The organism is Halorientalis brevis, assembly GCF_042678165.1.
Taxonomy (GTDB): Archaea; Halobacteriota; Halobacteria; order Halobacteriales; family Haloarculaceae; genus Halorientalis; species Halorientalis brevis.
Genome location: NZ_JBHUDJ010000002.1, coordinates 334,471 through 351,522, shown reverse-complemented (window position 1 = coordinate 351,522; position 17,052 = coordinate 334,471). Strand labels below are relative to the sequence as shown.

General features: G+C 64.3%; 15 protein-coding genes. 9 read left to right on the top strand and 6 right to left on the bottom strand.

Features of this window, described 5'->3' with window-relative positions:
- The first annotated feature begins 54 nt into the window (after positions 1 to 54).
- Together ACFR9U_RS05500 and ACFR9U_RS05495 are read left to right on the top strand one after the other, a co-directional pair.
- Positions 55 to 633, top strand: coding sequence for an IMP cyclohydrolase (locus ACFR9U_RS05500; RefSeq protein ID WP_247379745.1), 579 nt, complete (start codon positions 55 to 57; stop codon positions 631 to 633).
- Positions 634 to 687: 54 nt separating this feature from the next.
- Entirely contained in the window at positions 688 to 1,347 is a 660-nt protein-coding gene (locus ACFR9U_RS05495) for a metallophosphoesterase family protein (RefSeq protein WP_247379747.1), read from the top strand.
- Positions 1,348 to 1,354: 7 nt separating this feature from the next.
- Here the strand turns inward: ACFR9U_RS05495 and ACFR9U_RS05490 are convergent, their stop codons facing one another.
- Together ACFR9U_RS05490 and ACFR9U_RS05485 are read right to left on the bottom strand one after the other, a co-directional pair.
- Complete coding sequence (locus ACFR9U_RS05490; protein WP_247379749.1) at positions 1,355 to 2,749, bottom strand: tryptophanase; 1,395 nt, start codon at positions 2,747 to 2,749, stop codon at positions 1,355 to 1,357.
- 101 nt (positions 2,750 to 2,850) lie between these two features.
- Positions 2,851 to 4,041: an aspartate kinase gene (locus ACFR9U_RS05485; RefSeq protein WP_247379753.1), complete on the bottom strand. Its 1,191-nt coding sequence runs from the start codon at positions 4,039 to 4,041 to the stop codon at positions 2,851 to 2,853.
- A 188-nt stretch (positions 4,042 to 4,229) separates the two neighbouring features.
- Between ACFR9U_RS05485 and ACFR9U_RS05480 the strand changes: the two genes are divergently transcribed.
- Together ACFR9U_RS05480 and ACFR9U_RS05475 are read left to right on the top strand one after the other, a co-directional pair.
- A complete protein-coding gene (locus tag ACFR9U_RS05480; protein ID WP_247379755.1) occupies positions 4,230 to 4,613 on the top strand; it encodes a hypothetical protein in 384 nt (127 codons plus the stop codon).
- A gap of 21 nt (positions 4,614 to 4,634) precedes the next feature.
- Positions 4,635 to 5,132 carry a hypothetical protein gene (locus ACFR9U_RS05475; RefSeq protein ID WP_247379757.1) on the top strand — a complete coding sequence of 166 codons (498 nt, stop codon included), beginning with the start codon at positions 4,635 to 4,637 and terminating at the stop codon, positions 5,130 to 5,132.
- A gap of 38 nt (positions 5,133 to 5,170) precedes the next feature.
- Here the strand turns inward: ACFR9U_RS05475 and ACFR9U_RS05470 are convergent, their stop codons facing one another.
- Positions 5,171 to 6,811, bottom strand: coding sequence for a DNA-directed DNA polymerase II small subunit (locus tag ACFR9U_RS05470; protein WP_247379759.1), 1,641 nt, complete (start codon positions 6,809 to 6,811; stop codon positions 5,171 to 5,173).
- A gap of 172 nt (positions 6,812 to 6,983) precedes the next feature.
- On the opposite strand from ACFR9U_RS05470, the gene ACFR9U_RS05465 reads away from it, so the two are divergent.
- Positions 6,984 to 7,682 carry a S26 family signal peptidase gene (locus tag ACFR9U_RS05465; RefSeq protein WP_247379762.1) on the top strand — a complete coding sequence of 233 codons (699 nt, stop codon included), beginning with the start codon at positions 6,984 to 6,986 and terminating at the stop codon, positions 7,680 to 7,682.
- A 19-nt stretch (positions 7,683 to 7,701) separates the two neighbouring features.
- Here ACFR9U_RS05465 and ACFR9U_RS05460 read toward each other — a convergent pair whose 3' ends face one another.
- Positions 7,702 to 9,333 (bottom strand): Cdc6/Cdc18 family protein, encoded by a 1,632-nt coding sequence (locus ACFR9U_RS05460; RefSeq protein ID WP_247379764.1) that lies wholly within the window; start codon positions 9,331 to 9,333, stop codon positions 7,702 to 7,704.
- A gap of 1,284 nt (positions 9,334 to 10,617) precedes the next feature.
- Between ACFR9U_RS05460 and ACFR9U_RS05455 the strand changes: the two genes are divergently transcribed.
- Genes ACFR9U_RS05455 through ACFR9U_RS05445 form a run of 3 tightly spaced genes read left to right on the top strand, consistent with a single transcriptional unit; the run spans position 10,618 to position 12,337 of the window.
- Positions 10,618 to 11,259, top strand: coding sequence for an Era-like GTP-binding protein (locus ACFR9U_RS05455; RefSeq protein WP_247379766.1), 642 nt, complete (start codon positions 10,618 to 10,620; stop codon positions 11,257 to 11,259).
- 5 nt (positions 11,260 to 11,264) lie between these two features.
- Positions 11,265 to 11,651, top strand: coding sequence for a DUF2073 domain-containing protein (locus ACFR9U_RS05450; RefSeq protein WP_247379768.1), 387 nt, complete (start codon positions 11,265 to 11,267; stop codon positions 11,649 to 11,651).
- Positions 11,651 to 12,337 (top strand): Zn-ribbon domain-containing protein, encoded by a 687-nt coding sequence (locus tag ACFR9U_RS05445; RefSeq protein WP_247379770.1) that lies wholly within the window; start codon positions 11,651 to 11,653, stop codon positions 12,335 to 12,337. The genes ACFR9U_RS05450 and ACFR9U_RS05445 overlap by 1 nt, the downstream gene beginning before the upstream one ends.
- A gap of 283 nt (positions 12,338 to 12,620) precedes the next feature.
- Here the strand turns inward: ACFR9U_RS05445 and mdh are convergent, their stop codons facing one another.
- Positions 12,621 to 13,535 (bottom strand): malate dehydrogenase, encoded by a 915-nt coding sequence (gene mdh / locus ACFR9U_RS05440; protein ID WP_247379772.1) that lies wholly within the window; start codon positions 13,533 to 13,535, stop codon positions 12,621 to 12,623.
- Positions 13,536 to 13,687: 152 nt separating this feature from the next.
- Here mdh and ACFR9U_RS05435 point away from each other — a divergent pair, with 152 nt between their 5' ends.
- On the top strand, positions 13,688 to 14,353 hold the full coding sequence (locus ACFR9U_RS05435) for an Sjogren's syndrome/scleroderma autoantigen 1 family protein (RefSeq protein ID WP_247379775.1): 666 nt from the start codon (positions 13,688 to 13,690) through the stop codon (positions 14,351 to 14,353).
- A 28-nt stretch (positions 14,354 to 14,381) separates the two neighbouring features.
- Here the strand turns inward: ACFR9U_RS05435 and ACFR9U_RS05430 are convergent, their stop codons facing one another.
- The gene (locus tag ACFR9U_RS05430) at positions 14,382 to 16,997 is read right to left on the bottom strand and encodes a DEAD/DEAH box helicase (protein WP_247379777.1); all 2,616 of its coding nucleotides are present in this window, start codon (positions 16,995 to 16,997) and stop codon (positions 14,382 to 14,384) included.
- Positions 16,998 to 17,052 lie beyond the last annotated feature (55 nt).

Genomic DNA, 17,052 nt, shown 5'->3' with positions numbered 1-17,052 from the left:
GGCGAGATGGCGTCAATCGACACCTACTTTCCCCAGAGGCGGCGAGAGAGTCGTATGTACGTCGGACGCTTCATCGTGGTCGCACCGGATCGCGCAGCATACCGCGTCTCCTCGCGGTCGTTCCCGAACCGCCAGGTCATCGAACGCGAGGGCGGCACGCTCACGGTCGTCCCGACGGACGACGCCGAGGAGACGGACAACCCCTACATCTCCTACAACTGTCTGCGCCAGACCGACGACGCGGCGGTCATCGGCAACGGGACGCAGGTCGATCCCATCACCGAGAAACTCGAGCTGGGCTACCCCGCGCGGGACGCGCTGGCGGAGTCCCTGCTCGCGCTCGACTACGAGAAAGACGACTACGACACGCCGCGCATCGCGGGCGTGGTCGGCGACGAGGAGAGTTACATCGGCATCGTCCGCCGCGACGCGCTGCTCGTCGAAGCCGTCGACGAACCGACGCTCGTCGCGACCTACGAGAAAGACACCCCGGAAGCCCACGGCCTCGTCAACGAGGACGCCGCGGGCATCGCCACCGAGCTGTACGACCTGGAGTTCGAGCACGCCGTCTGTGCCGCCGGCGTCGCGAAAACCGACGACGGCTTCGAGACGGCCGTCGAGAACGGCGAGTAAGTCGGCCACCAGTTCCGCGGGGGACTTTTCCGCCTCGGCTACGAGGACTCGACCATGCAACTGGGCGTCGTCTCGGACATCCACAGCAACAGGGTGGCGTTCGAGGCCGTCCTCGACGACATGCCGGCCGTGGACGGGTACGTCTGCGCGGGCGACGTCGTCGGGTACGGCCCCTGGCCGGCCGAGTGTCTCGACCTCGTTCGGGACCTCGACGCGCCGACGGTGATGGGCAACCACGACCGGGCGGTCGCCACCGGCGCCTCGTTCTCGTTCAACAGCATGGCCGCCGCCGGTGCCGAGTACAGCCGCGACCAGCTCTCCGAAGAACAGGTCGACTGGCTGTACGCCCTCCCGACCGAACGGACCGAGTTCGAGGGCCGCGTCAAGATCGTCCACGGTCATCCCGACGACCCCGATCGCTACACCTATCCCTCGCTGTTCAAAGCTGACCTGCTCGACGACGAGGACGTCCTCGTGATGGGCCACACGCACGTTCAGGCCCACGAGGCCTTCGACGAGGGGATCGTGATGAACCCCGGCAGCGTCGGCCAGCCCCGCGACGGCGACCCCCGCGCCGCCTACGCGATCGTAGACCTCGACGCGATGACGGTCGAGGAACACCGCGTCGAGTACGACATCGCAGCCGTCGAGGAGGCCGTCGCGGATGCCGGCCTCCCCGCGAAGATCGGGAAGCGGCTGCACAGAGGGCGCTGACTAATCGTCACTCCGCGACCGGTTCCAGGCGCGCCGAGAAGTGGCGCAGTTCCTCGATCGGCGGCTCGTCGACGATCTCGTAGCCCGAGACCTCGTCGCGACGCTCGAAGACGGCTTCGACGGTTTCGGCGACGTGTTCGATGTGTTCGCGGTGATACGTGCGCCGCGGCAGCGCTAGCCGGACGTACTCCGGGCGGTCCGTGTCCGGGAACGCGAAGCTCCCGAGTTCCACCGCTCGGACGCCGCCCTCCCGATACAGTTCACAGACGAGCGCCTGCCCCGGGAACTCAGTCGACGGAATAGCCGGGAAGAACGCGCCGGCGTCGACGTACACCGCGTGGCCGCCCACGGGTTCGACGATCGGGATTTCCGCGTCCCGAAGCAGACCGGCGAGTTCCCGGACCTGGCCGATGCGGTGTTCGAGGTAGGGCAGTTCGACGGCTTCCCGCAGCCCGACGGCCAGCGCCGCCAGGTCCCGGCCCGCCATCCCGCCGTAGGTTGGAAAGCCCTCGTAGAGGATCGCGCGCTGTTTGCAGTGCTCGAAGAGGTCCGGATCGCGCATCGCCGCGAACCCGCCGATGTTCGCGATGCCGTCTTTCTTCCCGCTCATGACGACCGCGTCCGCGAGTCCGAGTTGCTCGCGCGCGATCGCCTGGATCGACGCGTCCTCGTACCCCGGCTCCCGGCTCGGGGCTTCGTCGCTCGCACCATCCGAGGGACTTCGTCCCTCGCGTTCCCGCACGAAGTACGCGTTCTCGGCGAACCGACAGGCGTCGATCACGAACGTCGCGTCGATCTCGTCTGCGAACTCCCTGACTGCGCGGGTGTTCTCGACGCTCACCGGCTGGCCCGCGTTCGAGTTGTTCGTGATCGTGAGCACGACGACCGGGACGGCGTCGGCACCCACGTCGTCGACGTGCTCGCGGGCACGCTCGACGGAGAAGTTGCCGTCGAAGGAATTGCCCTCGTCTGCGGATTCGGCGCTATCGACGGGACAGTCCACGGCGACGCCGCCGTTCGCGGCGACGTGGGCGCGGGTCGTGTCGAAGTGCGTGTTGTTGAGGACGTGGTCGCCCTCGGAGACGAGCGTGCCGTAGAGGACGTTCTCGGCACCGCGGCCCTGGTGTGTGGGAACGACCTGCTCGAACCCCATAACGTCCTGGACGGCCGCTTGCAGGCGGTCGAAACTGTCGCTCCCGGCGTAGGCCTCGTCGCCTTCCAGCATGGCGGCCCACTGGGCGTCGCTCATCGTTCCGGTGCCGCTGTCGGTCAGGAGGTCGACGAACACGTTCTCGGAGTCGAGGTTGAAGACGTTGTACCCGGCCTCTGCGAGGGCAGCCTCCCGTTCCTCGCGTGGCGGGAGAGTCGTGACGCCGGCCATCTTCGTGACGTACGATCGCATATCCGCCGCCAGGGCAGCCAGTGACTTAGTCCTCGGCGGCCAGACGTGTGCAGAAAAGCACCGATGTGTGCGGCAACGTCGGCGATCGGACGCCGACGCGGTTAGTTGTCGAAGACGCCCTGGATGAGTCGGAGCGCGTCCTCACCGTTCTCCCAGTCGACGAACACTGCGACCGAGGTCGCCGAGGTGATGACGTCCTGGACGTTGATGTGGTCCTCGGCGAGCGGTTCGACGATGCGGTGGACGATGCCCGGCTCGGTCTGGAGTTCGCCGCCGGTGACCCGGATGACCGCGAACGGGTCCGCGACGGTGATCGACGAGAGGGTCTCGGAGTCGACGACCGCGTCGTGGAGCAGCGTCTCGGCCTCTTCGGCGTAGTCTTCGTTCAGATAGAACGTGATCGAGTCCATCCCCGAGGAGACCGCGTCGATGTTGATGTCCTCGTCTGCGAGCGCGGTCGAGAGTTCCGAGAGGATGCCCGGGCGGTTCCGGATGGCCCGGCCGGCGATGGTCAGGCAGGCCAGTTTGTCCTCCTGGAGGTCGATGAGGTTCTCGAACTCGCCCTCGATGTTCGTCCCGCCGGTCATGATGTCGCCGTGCTGATAGTGGACGACGCGGACGCCCATCTCCGAATCCTTGTAGGTGAGCGCGCTCGGTGCGACCACTTCGGCACCGCGGAACGAGAGGTTGCGGAGTTCGTCGACGGTGATCTCGCCGACGTTGCGCGCGCCTTCGACGACGCGCGGGTCACCGGTCATGACGCCTTCGACGTCGGTGACGATGACGACCTCGTCGGCGTTCATGTACTTCCCGAGCATGACGGCCGAGGTGTCGGAGCCACCGCGGCCCAGCGTCGTGACGTTCCCGGCGTGGTCCTGCGCGAGGAAGCCGGTGATGACGGGCACGACGTCGTCGTTGTGCATCTGCTCTGCGAGCACCTTCGCGCGGCGGGTGGTCTCCTCGACGTCGACCTCACCGTGTTCGTTCGTGATGACCGGCCAGTCTTCGCTGCCCGGTTCGAGGAAGACGGCGTTGACCCCGCGTGCGGAGAGCGCGCCCTTGAGCATGCGGACGGAGGTCCGCTCGCCCATGCTGACGATCTCGGCGCGGTCGGCCTCGTCGGCCTCGTACTGGATCTCGTCGAGCAGGAAGTCCGTGGTCGACCCCATGGCGCTGGCGACGACCGCGACCTCGTGGCCGTTCTCGACGGCGGCCGTGATCGAGTCGGCGGCACGGTTGACCCGGTCGCCGTTCCCGAGACTGGTTCCGCCGAACTTCGCGACTACGCGCATCCGCCCACCTCCAGGTGTGTGTGGTTGTGGCTCATGTTCGCTGGCTTGTCTAGCGGCGGGGATAACTGCTTTCATTTGCAGGATGTCGGACCGGTTAGCAGTCTCACAGCACGGGCGACAGAAGCCGGGGAGTGCCCGACATCGATTTGTGGATAAACGTTTTGGCCAGTGAGGGGAAACACGAGTGCATGGACGTCCGCGACGCCGTCGAGGCAGACGCCGACCGTCTGGCGGAACTCACCGGCGCGCCCACCGACGTCATGACGAACCTCGTCCACGACCGGACGGTCAGGGTCGCGGTCGACGACGACAGCATCGTCGGCTTCGTCAGCTACGACGCCCGCGAGCGAACGGTCCACGTCACCCAGCTCGAAGGGTCGCCGGACACCTGCGACCGGCTCCTCGAAGAGCCCGTCCGGTTCGCCGAGCGCGAGGACATGGCCGTCGAACTGCTCGTGCCCGAACCGAACGACGACATCAAAACCGCCGCCGACGACGCTGGCTTCGACCAGGTTGGGTCGGGGCCGCTGTTCGACGGCACCCCGACCGTGAAGTACCGACTCGATAGCTAACCCGTTCCACCCGAACTGTTCGTGTCCCGAGTCCGTGACGGCGCGCTCGCCCTCAGCCGGCGAGTCGCACCATGGCAGGTCCTCATCGTGTCCGCCGTCGTCACGGTCCTCCTCCCGCTCGACATCCTGCTTATGATCGAAGACCCGATCTTCGTCTGGCACGACGACCAGCTGCTGTTCGTCTTTACCTCGGGGATCGACACCTGGGTGCCGCCACTGTCGGTGACGGCAATCGCGTTCGGGTTCGGGATGGCAGGCGCTCACGTCGGCACGAGCGCCAGCGAGCAACCACGGCGAACCGCAGCCATCGGGATCGCTGCCGGGTATCTCCGGTGGGTGGTCGCATTCGTCGGATTGTCGCTGGGCAGTTTGCAACTTGCCGGGTACGCGGCAGTAGCAGTAACTGGTGGTCCTTTCTGGTACGGATTAGTGTTTTTCTGGCTTCTATTCTCCGCGGTCGCCGCGATTGTCTTCACGACCGGCGTCGGAGTTGGGTTCCTGTCGAAATACGTACGATGACTACGCGGTAGTGAAGAGCAGTAACGACGGGAAGAGGCTCACGCGAACTTTCGGATCGTCAGGTTCAGCGTGTCCAGATCGACGATCGGCGCCATCGCGCAGTCCGGGTCGATGTTCACGCTCTTCTGGAAGTCCGTCTGGGCCTGCCAGCACCCGGAGTTGATCGTCAGCACGTTGTGGTACTTCCCGTAGCCGAACTTGTGGACGTGGCCCGAATGGAACACGTCCGGCACCTCGTCGATGACCAGGTAGTCCTTCTCTTCGGGTGCGAGGCGGGTGTGGCCGCCGAACTGCGGGGCGACGTGGCGTTTCTTCAGGAGCTGGTACATCGCCTTGTGGGGCTCGTCGTAGCTGGCCTTGTCCTCGGGGAGTTCGGCGATCACTTCGTCCAGCGAGACGCCGTGGTACAGCAGGAAGGAGACGCCCTCGACGGTGATCGTCGACGGGTTCGAGTGGATCGAGCAGTCGTGGGCCGACATGATCTCGCGGAGTTCCTCGTCGAAGCCCGGCTGGGGTTCCGCGAGGCGGACGGCGTCGTGGTTGCCCGGGATCATCCGGATCTCCATGTCGCCGGGGACTTCCTTGAGGTGTTCGCTGAACGCCTCGTACTGGTCGTAGATGTCGATGATCGAGAGTTCCTCGTCCTGGTCGGGGTAGATGCCGACGCCCTCGACCATGTCGCCGGCGATGAGGAGGTACTCGACGTGTTCGGCGTCCTCCGTGTGGAGCCAGTCGGTAAAGCGGTGCCAGGCGTCGGCCATGAACTCCTGACTGCCGACGTGGACGTCGCTGATGAGCGCTGCACTGACCTCGCGGTCGGCCGTCGACGGCTGGTAGGTGCGCGGGATCTCGGGGAAGTAGAGGTTGTCCACGAACAGAATGCCGTCGCCGTCAGCGTTGTCGTCCGAGAGCGTCCCCTCGACGGCGATCACCTCGTCGAACAGCAACTCGTCGACGAGGTCCGCGATGTCCCTGTCTTTCATCACGAGACAGGGGTACGTTCCGTTCGTGTCCTCCAGTTCGATCAACCAGTGCCCGCTGGCGGTCGAACGAATGTCAGACACCATCCCGACGATCGCGGCCTCGCTCCCGCCCGCCATGGCCTGGAGCGCGTCCGTCGGGCGGTGATTGATCCGCCCGCGCAACTGCCCGGCGAGTTTCTCGTAGCGGTCGCGAAACACCGCGACGAAGTCGCTGTACTCCCCCGTCCCGGTCGACTGTCCGGTCATGTCCCCCGCCACCTCGACGACGTGCTGGGACGTGTCGATCGTCCGGCCAGTTTCGGGTGCGTCACCCTGTCCCGGTGACCCCCCTGTTTCGACTGGAGTCTCTCCACGGGGAGCGTTTGGTTCACTGGACGTGTGGGATTCGGTTCCAGTCGAACCGGAGGGGTCGTCGGGCGCAGGTGCGGTCGTCGCAGGGGGTTCGCCTGGCGACGCAGTGGCAGCGGCACTTCCGTCGGTCGTCCCACCACCAGGACCGTCAGTGGCGCTGGCCAGGGCCGTTCGAACGTGATCGACGGTGAGTTTGATCGCGTCGTCGGGGGCGGTTTCGAGTGCGCGGTCGAGCGCGCGTTCCGGATCGCCGGCGTTGGCGAGCAGCGTCACGGCTTCGCGTTCGGCGTTGTACCCGCGCTTGGCGAGGGCTGTGACGATGCGAGCCGGCGTCTCCAGTGGCACGGAAAGTCAGTGGAGTCGACCAAACAAAAAGGATAGCGAATCGAGGGTGGTGGACATCGACCGGAACGTACCGGGCGGGACCTGGGCACAGAGTGTAGTACGAATGTGTGCCAGGAGACACCAGTGCGGTGACACACAAAGTTGAAGCAGTGGCCGAGATAATCCTGTTTCGATGAGTGATCGTAGTGAGGAGCGGAGGGGGCCGCGGTCCGAATCGTCGTCGTCCCCGGGTGACACACGGGGGGGTTCCTTTCTCGACGATTTCCTCGGGAGTATCTTCGCCGTTCTCGGCATCGGACTCCTGCTGTTTGCGATCAGTGGCGTCTGGCCGCCGATGGTCGCAATCGAGAGTCCCAGCATGGAGCCCAACATCGACACCGGTGATCTGGTCTTCGTCATGGAAGAACACCGGTTCCCGGGACCGCGATCGGTCCGGGACACGGGGGTCGTCCCCGTCTACCGGGCACAGAAGTCCGGCTACGCGAAGTTCAACCTCCCCGGAGACGTGATCATCTACGCACCTGACGGCGACACGGAGGCGACGCCGGTGATCCACCGCGCCGTCTTCTGGGTCAACGAGAGCGAAAACTGGTACCAGACGAAGGCCCAGAACAAGTTCCTCCCGGAAGACAAGCGCAGCTGTGAGGCGCTCGAGTACTGTCCGGCGAATCACTCCGGGTTCGTCACACTCGGAGACAACAACCCGACGTACGACCAGCTCGGGTCGTCCGGCGTCTCCGGCATCGTCAAGCCCGAGTGGGTGATCGGCACCGCCGAGTTCCGGATGCCGATCATCGGACGGCTCCGCCTGGGCGTCGGCTCCGTCTCACCGGTTCCGAGCGTCGAAGCAGCCGAGATCGCGGTCAGCTAAACGCCGCAAAAAGTTTCTCTCAGTTGTCGAAGCGCGCCTGCACGAACGGCTGGATGTCCTCGATGTCCCCGAGACGCGAGTCGCTGAGAAGGACCGCTTCCGTCTCCTCGATAGGAACCGAGAGGCTGATCTCCTTGGTCCGGCCGTAGCGGCCTTTGCTCACGACGACGGCGTTGACGATCCCGAGCATGTCCAGTTCGGAGATGAGGTCGGTGACCCGACGCTGCGTGAGCGTGTCGGCGTCGATCTCCTCGCAGAGCCGCTTGTAGATGTTGTACACCTCGCCGGTGTTGATGTTGTGGACGCCGTTTTTCTCCAGGAGGATGATCGAAAAGAGGACGAGTTTCGACTGCGTGGGGAGCGTCCGCACGACCTCGACCACGCGGTCGAGTTCGATCTTCTCCTGGGCGCGCCGGACGTGGTCTTCCTCGACGCGTTCGGTCTGGCCGCGCTCTGCGAGTTCGCCCGCCGTCCGGAGCAAGTCGAGCGCACGCCGGGCGTCACCGTGTTCCTGTGCGGCGAAGGCGGCACACAGCGGGATGACGTCGTCCGAGAGCGCGTCGTTCTCGAAGGCGACCTCCGAGCGGTGCTGGAGGATGTCCCGGAGCTGGTTGGCGTCGTACGGCGGGAAGACGATCTCCTCCTCGCCGAGGCTCGACTTGACGCGAGGATCGAGGAAGTCGGTGAACTTCAGGTCGTTGCTGATCCCCATGATCGACACCCGGGATTTCTCCAGTTCGGAGTTCATCCGCGAGAGGTTGTAGAGTGTGTCGTCGCCGCTCTTCTCGACGAGTTTGTCGATCTCGTCGAGCATGATGACGACCACGCGTTCGTGGTAGTCGACGGCGTCGAAAAAGGTGTTGTACACGCGGTCGGTCGGCCACCCGGTCATCGGCACCTCCTCGAACTCGTCGCGGTCGTCGCGGAGCTGTTCGATCTTCGCGTCGAGGTCCGCCACGGTCTCGACGTCGAGGTCTGACTCCCCGAGCACTGTGTCGTCTTCGCGTGCGCGCTCGCGCAGGTCCTCCAATTCGTCGAGGCGGTCGTCGATGACGCCACGGTTCTTCTCGATGAACTTGTTGGCGAGTTGGGCGAGGACGCGATACTGGGTGTCGGTCACCTCGCAGTTGATGTACTCGACCTCACAGGGAACCTCGTACTTCTGGGAGGTCGTCTCCAGTTCCTCGCTGACGAACTTCGCGCTCGCGGTCTTGCCAGTGCCGGTCTTCCCGTAGATGAGGATGTTCGACGGCGTGTCCCCGCGCAGCGCGGTCACGAGGATCGTCGCCATGTTGTTGATCTGTTCTTCGCGATGGGGAAGCTTGTGTGGCGTGTAGGAGGGACGCAACACCTCCTTGTTCTCGAAGATCGGGGCGCCACTCAGGAGATCGTCGAACAGGCCCCGTGAGGCCTCGTCCGCGTCCTCACCACTGGGCGTCTCTTCTAAGACCACGTCGTCGAGTGACGGGCCGTCGTCCTCGCCACCGAGTGACGGCCCGTCACCGGTCGTCTCGTCTGGGCCGACGCTTATCGAGGGGGCATCATCGTCGACCTCGTCCGCGAGGTCGTCGACCGAAGCCCGACCGTCAGGCCGGTCTGAACCGCCCGTGTTCACGCCGGAGTCATCTGATTCGTTCCCGCCGTCTGTCATATGTGCGACCCCTCCGTTTCAGGTGGAGAGAGATACCTCGCGCCCCAGGAAACACCGCGAAACAGGGTAGAGATGCGATCATTACGCTGATTCGCGAATTTCGGGACGTCCAGTTGAACCACAAGAACCCGTGGTTGACTTCGTATTAAACATTTCGATAGTTAAGGATGAACGGGGGGACAATCGGACCTTGCTGCGACCATTGGAACGCAGCAGTCCTCTCTGAGAGGACAGCATACGGAACCAGTTGCGTCCACACGATCCGATCGAGAGTCTCCGCTATGCAGTCGGACTACGGGTCGGAGAGCAGCGGTTCCCGTCCAGCGCCTGCGGTGTGCTGACGCGAGATGAGAACCACCGACCCGAGCAGCGACTGACTACTCGGTCGATCATATATGATACCTATTTGAGAGAATAGAGAGTCGAGCAGTCAGCCAGCTCGACCCGGTTAGAGTGTCGCCATCCGAGGGGGTCGACATGAAGCGTCGGCACCGTGCAGTGCAGACGACCGAATTGCATCGAGAGAGATTCTCTCCCACAGAACCCCCCCACCCCTTCGTTTCGGGTGGAGTTGGGTTCAAAGGGGGGTGGGGGGACCCCCTCCAGCAAAGAAGTCTCTAGATAGAAGAAAAGCTTAAGTTATACCCAGCAAAACCAAATCCGTACTAGACAAAAACAGACTAGAGTTAGGGAGTTTGCTAGGGAAAGGCCTAGAACAGCAGTGTGAACAACTCTAGCTAGAGGTTTCGAAGTTGCGGGACACTCTTGCGGGACCCCCCTCCCCTCCCTCTTCTCACCGTTCCAGTTGAAACAAGGGGGTGGGGGGCTAGTCCCCGCCAGTCGATCCGGCCTTGCTCCACGGTACTCGTCCCGTTCCCATCGGTTGATCTGTTGACCTCTGCTATGATGCTCTCTGGTAAAGGACCCCTTCTTTCAATTCGAACGCCCTTCCCGGAGTTCTTCGATCACTGCTAGAGGCTGTTACTCGAGGGTGTCTTGATACAGCGGGAAGATCGGTTCGAGTCGAACCGCTCCCCTCCTCGTACAGGTATCTCGTCGAAGTGAGAATTTCGAACGGGAGACATCCACGCACAGTCGCGTCTGGGACGTCAGCTGGCCGCAGGACCTGTCCTCCCCGTCGTTTCGCGTCCGCTCTCCCTCTCGCGGTTTTCCGTTTACATATCGGAATATTTATGTATGTCTGACGTACACTTAAGTGAATCCGATAGGCAAGTTTCCTCAGAGGCTCTCTCGAGTCGATTCGAGGGAGCGGGAGGCACCAGGATGGGACTGATCACGGACATCCGAGACAGCATTTCGAGAGCGATAACGTCGTTGTTCTCCGAGGAGGACCCGAAGCGGATCGGCATTTACGGGCCACCGAACGCCGGGAAGACGACGTTGGCGAACCGAATCGCGCGCGACTGGACTGGCGACGCCGTCGGTCCGGAGAGTCACATTCCCCACGAGACTCGTCGCGCACGCAGGAAAGAGAACGTCGAGATCGAGCGCAACGGCAAATCCGTCACCATCGACGTCGTCGACACCCCCGGTGTGACGACCAAGGTCGATTACACGGAGTTTCTCGAACACGACATGGAGAAAGACGACGCGGTCAGGCGCTCGCGCGAGGCCACCGAAGGCGTCGCCGAAGCGATGCACTGGCTGCGAGAGGACGTCGACGGCGTCCTGTACGTGCTCGACTCGACGGAGGACCCGTTCACGCAGGTCAACACGATGCTGGTCGGCATCATCGAGAGCCAGGATCTGCCCGTCTTGATCCTCGCGAACAAGACGGACCTGCCCGAGTCGAACGTGCGCCGGATCGAGAACGCGTTCCCGCAACACGAGACCATCCCGCTCTCCGCGCTCGAGGGTGACAACATGGACGAGGTCTACGACAAGATTGCGGACTACTTCGGGTGATATCGATGGCAGAAGTCAAAAAAGCAGACGACGGCGTTCAGATCGACCTCATCAGCGGCGAACGGATGGAGGGCATGGCCTCCATGGAGAAGATCCGGATGATCCTCGATGGCGTCCACGACGGCAACATCGTCATCTTAGAAGAGGGACTCTCGCCCGACGAAGAGTCGAAACTGATCGAAGTCACGATGACCGAGATCAGTCCCGACGAGTTCAACGGCATCGAGATCGAGACCTACCCCAAGTCCGATTCCTCTGATGGCGGGTTGTTCAACCGCCTGATGGGCAAAGACACCGATACGAAGAAACTCACCGTCATCGGCCCGGCGAACCAGATCGAGACGCTGCACAAAGACGAGACGCTCATCAGCGCCTTGGTATCCCGGAAATAATGCCCCACCAGTGTACGAACTGCGGCCTGTCGTTCGAGGACGGGTCGAAGGAGATGCTCTCGGGCTGTCCCGACTGCGGTGGCAACAAGTTCCAGTTCCACCCGTCGGACGACGACGTCCCCGAGGAACCCGACACGACGGCCGAGCCACCGGAGCCACCCGGCCCGGACAGTTCGGTCGCTCGCACCGTCGGGAACGCTGCGGCGACCGTTCGGAACCTGGTCGGCGGCTCCGACGCCGGATCTCCGGAGCCAGACGCGACGTCACTGGACGACGCCTCGACGGGTGCACGCACAACTGACTCGTCTGACGCCGCCCCGACGACCGAGGACACGGCACAGGCGAACGCCCGCAGTGAGGTCGTCAGCCCCGACGAGATCCCGAGCAGCGGCTGGGGCCCGACCGACGACACGGACGCCGTCCAGTCGGACGCACCGACGGTATCACCATCCGCCTCCGACGCCGAACCCGCTGGGGAACAGCAGGCCGACGAACTCGCCGAAGACCGGCCCGACCTCGCCCAACTCCGCGAGGAGCTCAACGATCAGTTCGAGAGCATCAAGATCCTCAGCCCGGGCACGTACGAACTCAACCTGATGGAACTCTACGACCGCGAAGAGTACATCATCGCCCTGCAGGAAGACGGTCGTTACACCATCCAGGTGCCCGAAACCTGGCACGAGTAATTCTTTCCCGCCGATCGTGAGTGCTGTACTGCCTGTCCGCTCCGTTACCTGACGGACTGCCCGGCACAATCGTTATATTCGATGCCAAGGATTCTCCCACCTGTAACTCATGCGCCGACGAACCGCACGCCTCTGCGAGTGGGCGGCCCTCGTCGGGGCGGACCTGCCCGACGAGTTCGCCTGCGACCGCCAGGACCCGCCTTCCACTGACCGGTAAACAGCTGTCGCTGGGGGGATCGCCGTCGAAAGAAATCGTGTGTTCGCCTGCAGCGACGACTGCCGATCAGGAGATCTTGTCGTACTGCTCGGAGAGCTTGTCGGCAGCCTCGTCGAGCAGGTCCTCCTCTTTCTCGGAGAGGTCCCAGTCGACGACTTCCTCGACGCCGTCGGCCCCGAGCTTGACTGGGACGCCGAGACCGACGTCGTCGTAGCCGTACTCGCCGTCGAGCTTGAGGGAGGCGGGCAGCACTTCCCCCGTGTCGCGGATGACGGCCTCGACCATGTGGGCGACGCCCGTCGCCGGACCCCACTCGGTCGCGCCCTTGCGCTCGATGACGTTCATGGCGCTCTCCTGGAGGTCTTCGAGGATCTCTTCCTGCTCGTCCTCGGAGAACTCGAGATCCTGGCCGTTGACGCGAACCTTCGAGAACACGGGGACCTGTGCGTCACCGTGCTCGCCGAGGATGGTGGCTTCGACGTTCTGGACCGGCTCGTCGAGGCGCTCGGAGAGGACGTAGCGGAACCGCGCGGAGTCGAGGCGGCCACCGAAGCCGATGACTTTGTGACGGTCGCGGTCGCCGACCTCGTACTGGTGGCGGTTCAGCAGGTCCACCGGGTTCGAGGTGGTGATCGAGACGAAATCATCCGAGTGCTCTTCGAGCTGGGAGATGATGTCGTCCATGATCGGGGCGTTGTCGCCCGCGAGGTCGATACGCGTCTGGCCCGGCTGGCGCGGGATGCCCGCCGTGATGACGACCACGTCGGAGCCGGCGGTGTCCTCGTAGCCGCCCTGGCGGATCGTGGTGTTCGCGTCGTACGCGACGCCGTGGTTCGTGTCGGCCGCCTGGCCGACCGTGACGTCTTCCTGCTCCGGGATGTCGACGTAGACGAGTTCGTCGGCGATGTCCCGCAGCGCGATGTTGTAGCCCGCTGCCGCACCGACGGTGCCCGCCGCACCGACTATGCTAACTTTCGTCATATCGCCTGGAACTGGCGCTCCCGAGGGATTAACTTCTTTCGATACCCCGTCACACCTGTCATGTCCAGTGGTTTTTGCGACCGCCCGCTGGCAGCGTCGGGCGTCACTCGCTCTCGCAAAGCCTTTTCCACCCGAACCGACTCCCTACGTATATGAGCGAGTTCGACAAGGAAGCCGAACGCGAGAAATTGCGCGAGAAGTACGAGCGCGACAAGCAGAACCGAGAGTCGACCGAGCGCATGAGCGACCTCCTCCTCAAGGGCGCGACGATGACCAACAGCCACTGTGGCACTTGCGGCGATCCGATCTTCCGCCACGAGGGCCAGCAGTTCTGTCCGACCTGCCAGGAAGTCGTCGGCGAAGACGAGGGCGAGCAGTCACAGACCACCCCCCAGGACGTCTCGGCCAGTGGACCTGAAACGGAGGGGGTGGGGGGTGTCGAACCGGACGAACCGGCCGACGCGACAGATTCGGTCGACGCCGACGCGACCCCTGAACCGACCTCCCCGTCTCCCTCGCAGCCGCCGGTTCCGTCGGAGAACGAGTTGCCCGATACTGCGCGTGCACGCGACGGGACAACGGGAGTTCCGGACACGACGACTCCACCTGCAACGGACGTTCAACCCCAGCAACAGGAACGCGTTTCCGACGTCGACGGCGAGTCACTGGCGAACGCTCGTGCGTCGCTCACTCGCACGGTAACCCGCCTCGCACAGCAGGCCGAGGCGAGTGAGGACCTCGAACGCGCCCGCGCGTACCTGGCCGCAACTGAGGAGGCGGCCGACGCGCTCGCGGCGGTCAAACGAGCGGACAAATAACCCCTCCGTTTCCAGTCGAACTCTGCTGTCACCCGTCGTAGTCGCTGCCGACCACGTCGCGGATGCGGTCGGCCGTCACCTGGCCGACGCCGTCGACGTCCAGCAGGTCCTCCTCGTCGGCGGTCATGACCGCTTCGACGCTGCCGAAGTGGTCGAGCAGCGATCGTGCGGTGACCGGCCCCACGTCGCCGATCGAGGCGACGACGTACTCCTGCTGTTCGGCCAGCGTCTTCGACTGTTTCTCCCCGTGGACGCTCACCTCGCGGTCGGCGGTCTCCTGTTCGCGGGTGGCGATGACCTCCAGCATGTCGGCGGTCTCGTCCTCGTCGGCGGTTCTGAGGACGCTCACGCCGAAGTCGATCACGAGCGCCGAGAGCGCGCCCCGGACGGCGTTCGGGTGAACGTTGCGCTCGCCGTAGAGGTCGCCGCCCTCGATGATGACCACCGGACGCGTGTAGTGACGACTGGCGTCGCCGACCTGCTCGAACATCGAGCGATCTCCACCGGTGAGCGTGTCCAGGAAGTCCCCGACCGTCTTGCGTTCGACGACGACCCGGTCCGAGAGGACGTAGTCGCCCACTTCCAGCGTCTCCAGCCGCGTCTCGACGCCCTCGCGCGTCGAGAGGTCGCGGGCGATGGTCGAATCGAGTTCGCGCTGGTCGGCCACGATCTCGACGCCCTCCGCCTGGGGTTCGGCCTCGGCGACGACCCCCTCCGTTTCGTCTCCACCGTCGGACCTGTCACTGCTTTCGCCCCCCGTTTCGTCTCCACCCCCCGACCCATCTCCGGTCGACCCCCCGGTTTCGTCTGCAGCAGCAGACCCGTCGCCCGTCTGTCCCGCGCTGTCGGCGGCGGTGGCTTCGTCGGCAGCGAACGCAGTCAGTCCGGACTGTCCCGCGTCCGGCTTGGTTGCGGACTCGCCACCGTTCGTGGCCGTTTGCCCCTTCGTTTCATGTGCAACACCTTCACTAGCGGGGTCGGGGGCGGCTGTCTCGCCCGGATCGGTTTCGCCGGATTCGTCCTCCTCGGGATCTCCCCCGGCTGCGGCTCCGTCGTCCCCGTACTCGTCGACGCCGGGCTGTTCGACGAGTTCCGCCTCGATTTCGCCTGCGACGGATTTGAGGTCGCGCAGCTCGCGTTTCATCCGTTTCTCGTCGTTGCGGGACTTCCAGAAGTACGCCTCGTCGCGGGTGTCCTCGGCGAGCAACACGACGACCTGGCCTTGGGTCTGGCGGCCGGTCCGCCCTTTCCGCTGGATGGACCGAATCGCCGTGGGCACTGGTTCGTAGAACAGGACCAGATCGACTTCGGGCACGTCCAGTCCCTCTTCGGCGACGGACGTCGAGACCAGCACCTCGAACTCCCCGGCCCGGAAGTCGTCGAGGGTCTCCTGCTGCTGTGTTTGCGTCATCCCGTCGCTGCCCTCGGTGTCGCTCTGGCCGACGAACTTGTGCGTCTCGAAGTGCTGGCCCAGAAACTCCGTCAGGGTCTCTGCCGTGTCGCGGGACTCCGTGAAGACGATGACTCGCTCGCCGTCGTTGAGCCCCAGCGTCTCCGCCAGGAGGATGCGCGTCTGGCGGAACTTCGGGTGCAGGTCGTCGTAGTCTTCGGCCCGGCGCATCGACTCGCGGACTTTCGGGTCCGACACCAGTCGCTGGTCTGCCTTCGAGGCGCCCGAACTCCGGGCGGCGTTTTTCAGCCGCTCGAAGTAGCGCCGCAGGGACTCGACGCTCTGGGTCTCGACGTAGTTCACTGCGGTGTTTAACTTCCGGATCTCGGCGTGGAGGCTCATCCCCTTGTACCCCTCCGACTGGTCGTTGTCCATCAACTCCCGCAACTTGCCCTGAATCCTGACCAGCTCCTTTTCCGAGAGGTCGGGACTCGTCTTGTTCGTCACTCCCAGTTCCTTGAGTTTGGTCAGGCGGTCTTTGATGACGTCGTTGAGGGAATCCCGGATCTCCAGCACTTCCTCGGGGAGTTCGACGCGCTTCCACTCCACGTCGGTGTCGTGGGTGTGTTCGGCCACGTCGGCGTCGCGCTCGGTCATCACCTCGACCTCACGAACACCGAGGTTCTCGCACACCTGCAGGATGGCTTCCTCGTCGCCGCCCGGTGAGGCGCTCATCGCGGTGACGAGCGGGTCCTCGGCGTCGGCGTGATAGCGCTCGGCGATGTAGTTGTACGCGTAGTCGCCGCTGGCGCGGTGACACTCGTCGAAGGTGCAGTGCGTCACGTCGGCCAGCGAGACCCGATTGCCGACGAGGTCGTTCTCGACGACCTGGGGCGTCGCGATGACGATTCTCGCGTCGTCCCACAGTTCGGCGCGGTCGTCCGGACGGACCTCGCCGGTGAAGACGACGATCTCGTCGTCGGGGATCTGGAGGGCTTCCCGGTAGAAGTCGGCGTGCTGGTTGACGAGCGGTTTCGTCGGCGCGAGAAAGAGCGCTTTCCCGCCGCGTTCGTGGAGGCGATGGGCGGTCACCAGCAGGCTGACGGACGTTTTCCCCAGCCCCGTCGGGAGACAGACGAGCGTGTGGTCGGCGAGCGCGGCGTCGGCCAGTTGGAGCTGGTACTGGCGTTCCTCCAGCAGCCCGTCGGTCAGGAGCGGGTGTTCGATGTTGTCGACCTCGTCGGTCGCTGCCATTATCCCCCGTATCCGTCCATCCCGGTTAAGGGTTCGCGTACCGCGGCGAAAGTAA

Bases quoted from the DNA above. Each gene is read 5' to 3' on its own strand.
- ACFR9U_RS05455 (WP_247379766.1), top strand. From the start codon at position 10,618: ATGGGACTGATCACGGACATCCGAGACAGCATTTCGAGAGCGATAACG.
- ACFR9U_RS05495 (WP_247379747.1), top strand. From the start codon at position 688: ATGCAACTGGGCGTCGTCTCGGACATCCACAGCAACAGGGTGGCGTTC.
- mdh (WP_247379772.1), bottom strand. From the start codon at position 13,535: ATGACGAAAGTTAGCATAGTCGGTGCGGCGGGCACCGTCGGTGCGGCA.
- ACFR9U_RS05500 (WP_247379745.1), top strand. From the start codon at position 55: ATGTACGTCGGACGCTTCATCGTGGTCGCACCGGATCGCGCAGCATAC.
- ACFR9U_RS05460 (WP_247379764.1), bottom strand. From the start codon at position 9,333: ATGACAGACGGCGGGAACGAATCAGATGACTCCGGCGTGAACACGGGC.
- ACFR9U_RS05430 (WP_247379777.1), bottom strand. From the start codon at position 16,997: ATGGCAGCGACCGACGAGGTCGACAACATCGAACACCCGCTCCTGACC.
- ACFR9U_RS05435 (WP_247379775.1), top strand. From the start codon at position 13,688: ATGAGCGAGTTCGACAAGGAAGCCGAACGCGAGAAATTGCGCGAGAAG.
- ACFR9U_RS05450 (WP_247379768.1), top strand. From the start codon at position 11,265: ATGGCAGAAGTCAAAAAAGCAGACGACGGCGTTCAGATCGACCTCATC.
- ACFR9U_RS05485 (WP_247379753.1), bottom strand. From the start codon at position 4,041: ATGCGCGTAGTCGCGAAGTTCGGCGGAACCAGTCTCGGGAACGGCGAC.
- ACFR9U_RS05465 (WP_247379762.1), top strand. From the start codon at position 6,984: ATGAGTGATCGTAGTGAGGAGCGGAGGGGGCCGCGGTCCGAATCGTCG.
- ACFR9U_RS05490 (WP_247379749.1), bottom strand. From the start codon at position 2,749: ATGCGATCGTACGTCACGAAGATGGCCGGCGTCACGACTCTCCCGCCA.
- ACFR9U_RS05480 (WP_247379755.1), top strand. From the start codon at position 4,230: ATGGACGTCCGCGACGCCGTCGAGGCAGACGCCGACCGTCTGGCGGAA.
- ACFR9U_RS05445 (WP_247379770.1), top strand. From the start codon at position 11,651: ATGCCCCACCAGTGTACGAACTGCGGCCTGTCGTTCGAGGACGGGTCG.